General features: G+C 65.3%; 5 protein-coding genes. 1 reads left to right on the forward strand and 4 read right to left on the reverse strand.

The window, feature by feature from the left end:
• The 4 genes from AC1RVW_RS30455 to AC1RVW_RS30470 all read right to left on the reverse strand — a co-directional run.
• The coding region (locus tag AC1RVW_RS30455; RefSeq protein ID WP_493204452.1) for a hypothetical protein at positions 1-184 on the reverse strand (184 nt) is incomplete at its 3' end.
• A gap of 30 nt (positions 185-214) precedes the next feature.
• Positions 215-2,086, reverse strand: a complete 1,872-nt coding sequence (locus AC1RVW_RS30460) for a phosphoenolpyruvate carboxykinase (GTP) (protein ID WP_493204454.1) — start codon at positions 2,084-2,086, stop codon at positions 215-217.
• Positions 2,087-2,239: 153 nt separating this feature from the next.
• On the reverse strand, positions 2,240-2,392 hold the full coding sequence (locus tag AC1RVW_RS30465; protein WP_172839973.1) for a hypothetical protein: 153 nt from the start codon (positions 2,390-2,392) through the stop codon (positions 2,240-2,242).
• Between the two features lie 114 nt (positions 2,393-2,506).
• Positions 2,507-3,706: a threonine ammonia-lyase gene (locus AC1RVW_RS30470; protein WP_493204456.1), complete on the reverse strand. Its 1,200-nt coding sequence runs from the start codon at positions 3,704-3,706 to the stop codon at positions 2,507-2,509.
• A gap of 115 nt (positions 3,707-3,821) precedes the next feature.
• Between AC1RVW_RS30470 and AC1RVW_RS30475 the strand changes: the two genes are divergently transcribed.
• Positions 3,822-6,146, forward strand: a complete 2,325-nt coding sequence (locus AC1RVW_RS30475) for an ATP-binding protein (RefSeq protein WP_493204458.1) — start codon at positions 3,822-3,824, stop codon at positions 6,144-6,146.
• Positions 6,147-6,381 lie beyond the last annotated feature (235 nt).

Here is a 6,381-nt window from a genome sequence, read left to right on the forward strand (position 1 = left end):
CAGCGCCGATGATAGTGCGGGTTCCCGTGTGAAAGTAGGTCATCGTCAGGCTCTTACAGCCCAGAAAACCCCAGTCAAGCAATTGACTGGGGTTTTTTGCTTTGGGGCGAATGAACCTGATTGCAAACAGCGTTGTTATTAAAAAATAAGCAGAAACAAAAAAGCCCGATGGACTCGCATCCATCGGGCTTTCTCATTTAAGCGCTGACGCTAATCAGGCCGCCAGACGCTGCTCGATCGCAGCCTTCGTCTGCGGCAATTCCTTGGGCAGATGATGCTCCAGCTGCTTGAACAGCTCGGAATGCAACTTCAACTCGGCTTGCCAAGCTGCCTTGTCGATGCTGGTCACCGTCGCAAACTGCTCAGCACTGAAGTCCAGTCCCGTCCAGTTCAGATCTTCATAGCGCGGGCTCACGCCGGTGATGTGCTCGACACCGTCCTGCTTGTTGCCTTCAACGCGATCAATCATCCACTTCAGGACGCGCATGTTTTCGCCATAACCGGGCCACACGAACTTGCCGTCCGCGCCCTTGCGGAACCAGTTGGTCGTGTAGATCTTGGGCAACTTTGCGCCAGAGGCTTCCAGCTTCTTGCCCAGGTCGAGCCAGTGCTGGAAGTAGTCGCTCATGTTGTAGCCCATGAAGGGCAGCATCGCGAAGGGGTCGCGGCGCACGACACCTTGCTGGCCGGCGGCGGCGGCGGTCGTTTCCGAGCCCATGGTCGCTGCCATGTACACGCCCTCGACCCAGTTGCGGGCTTCGGTGACCAGAGGCACGGTGGTCGAGCGGCGGCCGCCGAAGATGAAGGCGTCGATGGTCACGCCCTTCGGATCGTCCCAAGCCTCGTCGAGCGCGGGATTGTTGGTGGCGGCCACGGTGAAGCGCGCGTTCGGATGAGCGGCCTTGGCGCCGGTTTCCTTGGCGATCTGCGGCGTCCAGTCCTTGCCCTGCCAGTCGATCAGGTGCGCCGGCAGCGCCTTGCCCGGTGCGTCCTGCTCCATGCCTTCCCACCACACGTCGCCGTCGTCCGTCAGCGCGACGTTGGTGAAGATCACGCCGTCGTCGAGGCTGCGCATGCAATTCGGGTTCGTCAGCATGTTGGTGCCGGGGGCAACGCCGAAATAGCCAGCTTCCGGATTGATGGCACGCAGCGAGCCATCGGCTTGCGGCTTGATCCAGGCGATGTCGTCGCCGATGGTCGTGACCTTCCAGCCTTCGAAGCCGGCCGGGGGCACGAGCATCGAGAAATTCGTCTTGCCGCATGCGCTCGGGAACGCGGCCGCCACGTGGTATTTCTTGCCCTCGGGATTGGTCACGCCAAGGATCAGCATGTGTTCGGCCAGCCAGCCTTCGTCGCGGCCCATGTTCGAGGCGATGCGCAGCGCGAAGCACTTCTTGCCCAGAAGTGCGTTGCCGCCGTAGCCGGAGCCGTAGCTCCAGATCTCGCGCGTCTCGGGATAGTGGACGATGTACTTGGTCTTGTTGCAGGGCCAGGAGACATCCTTCTGGCCAGCTTCGAGCGGTGCGCCGACGGTGTGCACGCAAGGCACGAATTCACCGTCGGTGCCCAGCACATCGTAAACGGCCTTGCCCATGCGGGTCATGATGCGCATGTTGACCGCCACATAGGGCGAGTCGGACAGCTCGATGCCGATGTGCGCAATGGGCGAGCCCAGCGGGCCCATGCTGAACGGCACGACATACATCGTGCGGCCCTTCATGCAGCCGTCGAACAACGGTTGAAGAGTCGCGCGCATCTCGGCGGGCGCCATCCAATTGTTGGTCGGGCCGGCATTCTCTTTCTGCGCGGAGCAGATGTAGGTCCGATCTTCGACGCGCGCCACGTCGCTCGGATCCGAGATCGCGAGGAACGAGTTGGGGCGCTTGACCGGATTGAGCTTCTTGAACGTGCCTGCATCGACCAGCTGCTGGCAGAGGCGGTCGTATTCTTCCTTGCTGCCGTCGCACCAATGGATGGCTTCGGGTTTGCACAGCGCGGCCATATCGGCCACCCAGGCGATCAGCTTGGCGTTCTTGACGTATGAGGGCGCCTGAATGGTGAGGCCCTTCATCGTGGGTGCGTTCATCGGAAAATCTCCTAAGTTGAAAAATCGTCTTTCCGAACGGGGCGCCGTACCTGCTCAGGCACGGAGGTCCGTTTGAGAAAACGTTTCGCTTCGGGAGACTGCGTCAACGCGGGCCGCACCGCCCGCGGACAAAAGCGGCAATGACTGTCAGCGTCAGGCCATGTACACCGCGATAGACGCGAGCAGCAGCATCAGCACGCCGCCGGCCAGCGGAAGCACCAGCGGCATCAGGTGAACGACCGATTCGACGGCGTCCTTTTCGACGGCAGCGCTGTGGCTGGGCTCGACGGGAGTTGGGTTGGACATCGGGAAGTACCTCGAAGACTCGAATTGACAGACTGAGGGGCATTTTACCGGCGGGTCGCCCTGAACGGCTCTAGGGGCTTCCGAGCCCCCACCGCCGTTCTTGCCGGGCGAGGGTCAATGCTGCTCCTCCGCCTCGAAGCCCGCATCCCTCAGCGCTGTGAGCACGCTTGCCAGGTGCGCGCGTCCACGGGTCTGCAGTACCAGCTCGATGTCGACGTTCTGGGCCGCCAGCATCGTGAATGCGCGCTGGTGATGAACCTCGTCGACGTTAGCGCCCGCTTCTGCCACAGTGGCCGTGATCTGGGCCAGCGAGCCGGGCACATCGCGCGCACTCACGCGCACGCGCGCCAGTCGCCCGGCCCGGACCATGCCGCGTTCGATGATGGCTGCGAGCAGCAGCGGATCGATGTTGCCGCCGGACAGGACCAGCCCCACGCGCTTGCCCTTGAAGCGCCCCGGGTGCCGGATCAGCGCCGCCAGCCCCGCCGCGCCGGCGCCCTCGACCAGCGTCTTTTCGATCTCCAGCAGCATCAGGACGCCCTGCTCGATGTCGCCCTCGTCCACCAGCAGCAGGTCGTCGACCTTGCTCGCGATGATTTCCCGGGTCAGCACACCCGGCGTGCCGACCGCGATGCCCTCGGCGATCGTGCTCTTGCCCTGCGCATGATGCGTACCCTTGACCGCGTTGACCATCGCTGGAAAGCGCGTGGTCTGCACGCCGACGATCTCGATGCCGGGCTTGCGCTCGCGTGCCGCCACCGCCATGCCGGCGATCAGCCCGCCGCCGCCGACGGCCACCACCAGGGTGTCGAGATCGGGCACCGCGTCGAGCATCTCGAGCGCCACGGTGCCCTGTCCCGCGATGATCGCTTCGTCGTCGTAGGGATGGACGAAGGTCAGTCCTTCACGCGCCGCAAGCTCCAGGGCATGGGCTCGGGCCGCATCGAGGGTGTCGCCGTGAAGCACCACCTCCGCGCCGAAGCCGCGCGTGCGCTCGATCTTCACGCCGGGGGTGAAGCGCGGCATCACGATGAGCGCGCGCAGGCCGAGCCGCTGCGCGTGATAGGCCACACCCTGCGCATGGTTGCCGGCAGACATGGCGATCACTCCCCGTGTACCGTTCTCGGAAAGATCGACCAGCTTGTTGCACGCACCACGTTCCTTGAACGACGATGTGAACTGCAGGTTCTCGAACTTCAGGAACACCTGGGCGCCGACGATCTCCGACAGCGTGCGCGATTCGACGCAGGGCGTATCGAGCACCTGGCCTTGCAGGCGCGCCGCGGCGCGCTGGATTTCTTCGATTCCGACCATGGCGCGCATTGTGGCTGGAATCGCACCATGAGGGTTTTTACCGTTTGCTGGTCTTCCCGAAGCCAAAAGTCTGCGTTATGGTCTCTCCGAGATTTTCCTCGTTGGAGGTTGCCTGATGGCGAAGCGTGCGGGTGTCGATGTGGTGGCTGCTGCGGTGCGCGGGCAGGCATTGCCGTCGCCCGGCCTCAAGGAGGCACCGGTGCTCGAGCTCATGTGCTCGCACTTCGTGCTGACGCTCGCTGCCAAGCAGGGGCCGCGCTTCAACGTGCGGCGCGACATCAACGGCCTGCTGTCGCTCACGGGCCGGCACCTGGTGTGGCCCGCGGCAGTGCTGCAGCGGCTGCGCGAATTCCTGGGGCGGCGCTGCGCCGGCAACGAGGCATGGAAGGGCGTCGAAGACTTCGACGGCCGCACGCTGCTGGAACGCCACGGCGTGTGGCGCGGTCCGTACGAAGAGGGCACGCTGTTCTTCTACCTCGATGAATACGCCAAGGACCAGCCCAAGGACCTGCTCTCGGTGCTGGCCGTCACGCGCGACTGGCTCACGCATGCGCTGCGCAAGCAGTCGACTCTGGTCGAGAAGAACATCGACGCGCTCGCGGGCCTGCTTCAGCTCAACAAGGCCGAGCGCGCGCTGCTGCTGTACGGCACGCTCGCGCGCTACCAGCGCGACCTGCGTTCGCTGCTGGTCGAGTTCAAGGTCAACAATGCCCCCGAGGCCTATGCCGCCATCGCCGACATCGCGGGCGTGAACGCGAGCGAAGTCGGCGAGGCGCTGCGCGCGGGTTCGCGGCTCGAACGCATCGGCCTCGTCGAGAACCTCATCTCCGAGCACAACATCACCGACCTCGCCGACCTCATGAAGGTCAGCGAGAAGCTGCCGCCGGTGCTCATGCGCGAATACCGCGACCACAACGAGCTGATGGCCGTGTTCACGCGGCCCTCGGCCAAGAGCGCGCTCACGCCGCACGACTTCTCGTTCGTGCAGGAAGACGCGCAGATGCTCGTCACCCTGCTGCGCGCCGCCGTCGCTCGCAAGGAGCCCGGCGTCAACGTGCTGCTCTACGGCCCCCCGGGCACCGGCAAGACCGAGCTGGCCAAGGTCGTCGCGCAAGCGGCGGGGCTGGAGCTCTTCGAAGTCGAATACGCCGACCGCGACGGCAACTCGCTCAGCGGGCGCGACCGCTACCGCTCGCTGCAGATCGCGCAGGTGTTCCTCAAGGGCAGCGCGCAGGCCGCCTTGCTGTTCGACGAGGTCGAGGACGTCTTCCCGCCCATCAGCACGGAGGCTGCGCAGTTCATGGCGCGCGCGGAGCAGATTCCCGCGCCCACCAGCGGCAGCGTCAGCGGCAAGGCCTGGGTCAACCAGATCCTCGAGGCCAACCCCGTGCCCACGCTGTGGGTCACCAACCGCATCGAGCAGATCGATCCGGCCTTCCGCCGCCGCTTTGCCTACCACCTCGAACTCAAGTCGCCGCCGCCCGGCGCGCGCGAGCAGCTCGTGAAGAAGACGCTCGAAGGCGTGGTCGTGTCCGAGGCCTTCACCGCCAAGCTGGCCGAGCGCAAGGGACTCACGCCCGCGCAGATCCGCACCGCCGTGCGCTTCGCAGGGCTCGCGAAGACCGACGAAGCCTCCGTCGAGGCGCTCATCGAGCGCCAGCTGCGCAATGCCGACCTCGCGCTCGGCACGCTCGACACCGGCCGCGGCGAGCGCCGCAGCGTCACCACCTACGACCTCGACATGCTCAATGTCGAAACCCGCTTCGAGATACCGCGCATCGTCCAGGCGCTGAAGGCGCGCGGCCACGGCACGCTGTGCTTCTACGGCGCGCCGGGCACCGGCAAGACCGCGCTGGCCGAGCACATTGCCAAGGCCCTGGCCCGCCCGCTCATCATCAAGCAGGCCAGCGACCTCATGAGCAAGTACGTCGGCGAGACCGAGCAGAACATGGCCGCCATGTTCCGCGAGGCCGAGAACGAAAAGGCCGTGCTGCTGCTCGACGAGGCCGACAGCTTCCTGCAGGACCGCCGAGGTGCGCAGCGCACCTACGAGGTCACCGAGGTCAACGAGATGCTGCAGGGCATGGAGCGCTTCAACGGTGTCTTCGTCTGCACCACCAACCTGCTCGAGCGGCTCGACCAGGCGGCGCTGCGGCGCTTCACCTTCAAGATCAAGTTCATGCCGCTTACCTCCGCGCAGCGCGAACGCATGTTCGTGACCGAGGCGCTGGCGGGCGATGCCGGGCGCATCACGGGCGCCATGCAGGCGCGGCTCGCGCAATTGACACAGCTGTGCCCAGGGGATTTCGCGGCCGTGAAACGGCAGACCGATATTCTCGCGACCGAGTTCTCGGCGGACGAATTCCTCGACCAGCTCGAGGCCGAGCACCGCATCAAGCCCGAAGTGCGCGAGTCCCGCGGCATGGGCTTCCTGCAGTAGCCGCGGACGGCAGATAGAACAACCGGGTTCGAAACCCGCAGGAGCGCTTGGAAGGCGAGCCTTCGCCCTCCAAGCGGAACACCCGTCCGCCGGCGCGGACACGACGAGGAGGAGCAGCAGATGGAATTTCGCAAGGTCGACGTGCGGCGCTCGCCGCGTTCCGGGGCGTGGGCGGCATGTGCGGCGCTTGCAGCGGCTTGCCTCGTGGCAGCCTGCGGCGGGGGAGGCGGAGGAG

It is taken from the genome of Variovorax sp. MPBD4-3, from assembly GCF_058809745.1.

What these genes read in the sequence shown, in the direction of transcription:
- AC1RVW_RS30465 (WP_172839973.1), bottom strand. Translation starts at nt 2,392, where the DNA reads ATGTCCAACCCAACTCCCGTCGAGCCCAGCCACAGCGCTGCCGTCGAA.
- AC1RVW_RS30470 (WP_493204456.1), bottom strand. Translation starts at nt 3,706, where the DNA reads ATGGTCGGAATCGAAGAAATCCAGCGCGCCGCGGCGCGCCTGCAAGGC.
- AC1RVW_RS30475 (WP_493204458.1), top strand. Translation starts at nt 3,822, where the DNA reads ATGGCGAAGCGTGCGGGTGTCGATGTGGTGGCTGCTGCGGTGCGCGGG.
- AC1RVW_RS30460 (WP_493204454.1), bottom strand. Translation starts at nt 2,086, where the DNA reads ATGAACGCACCCACGATGAAGGGCCTCACCATTCAGGCGCCCTCATAC.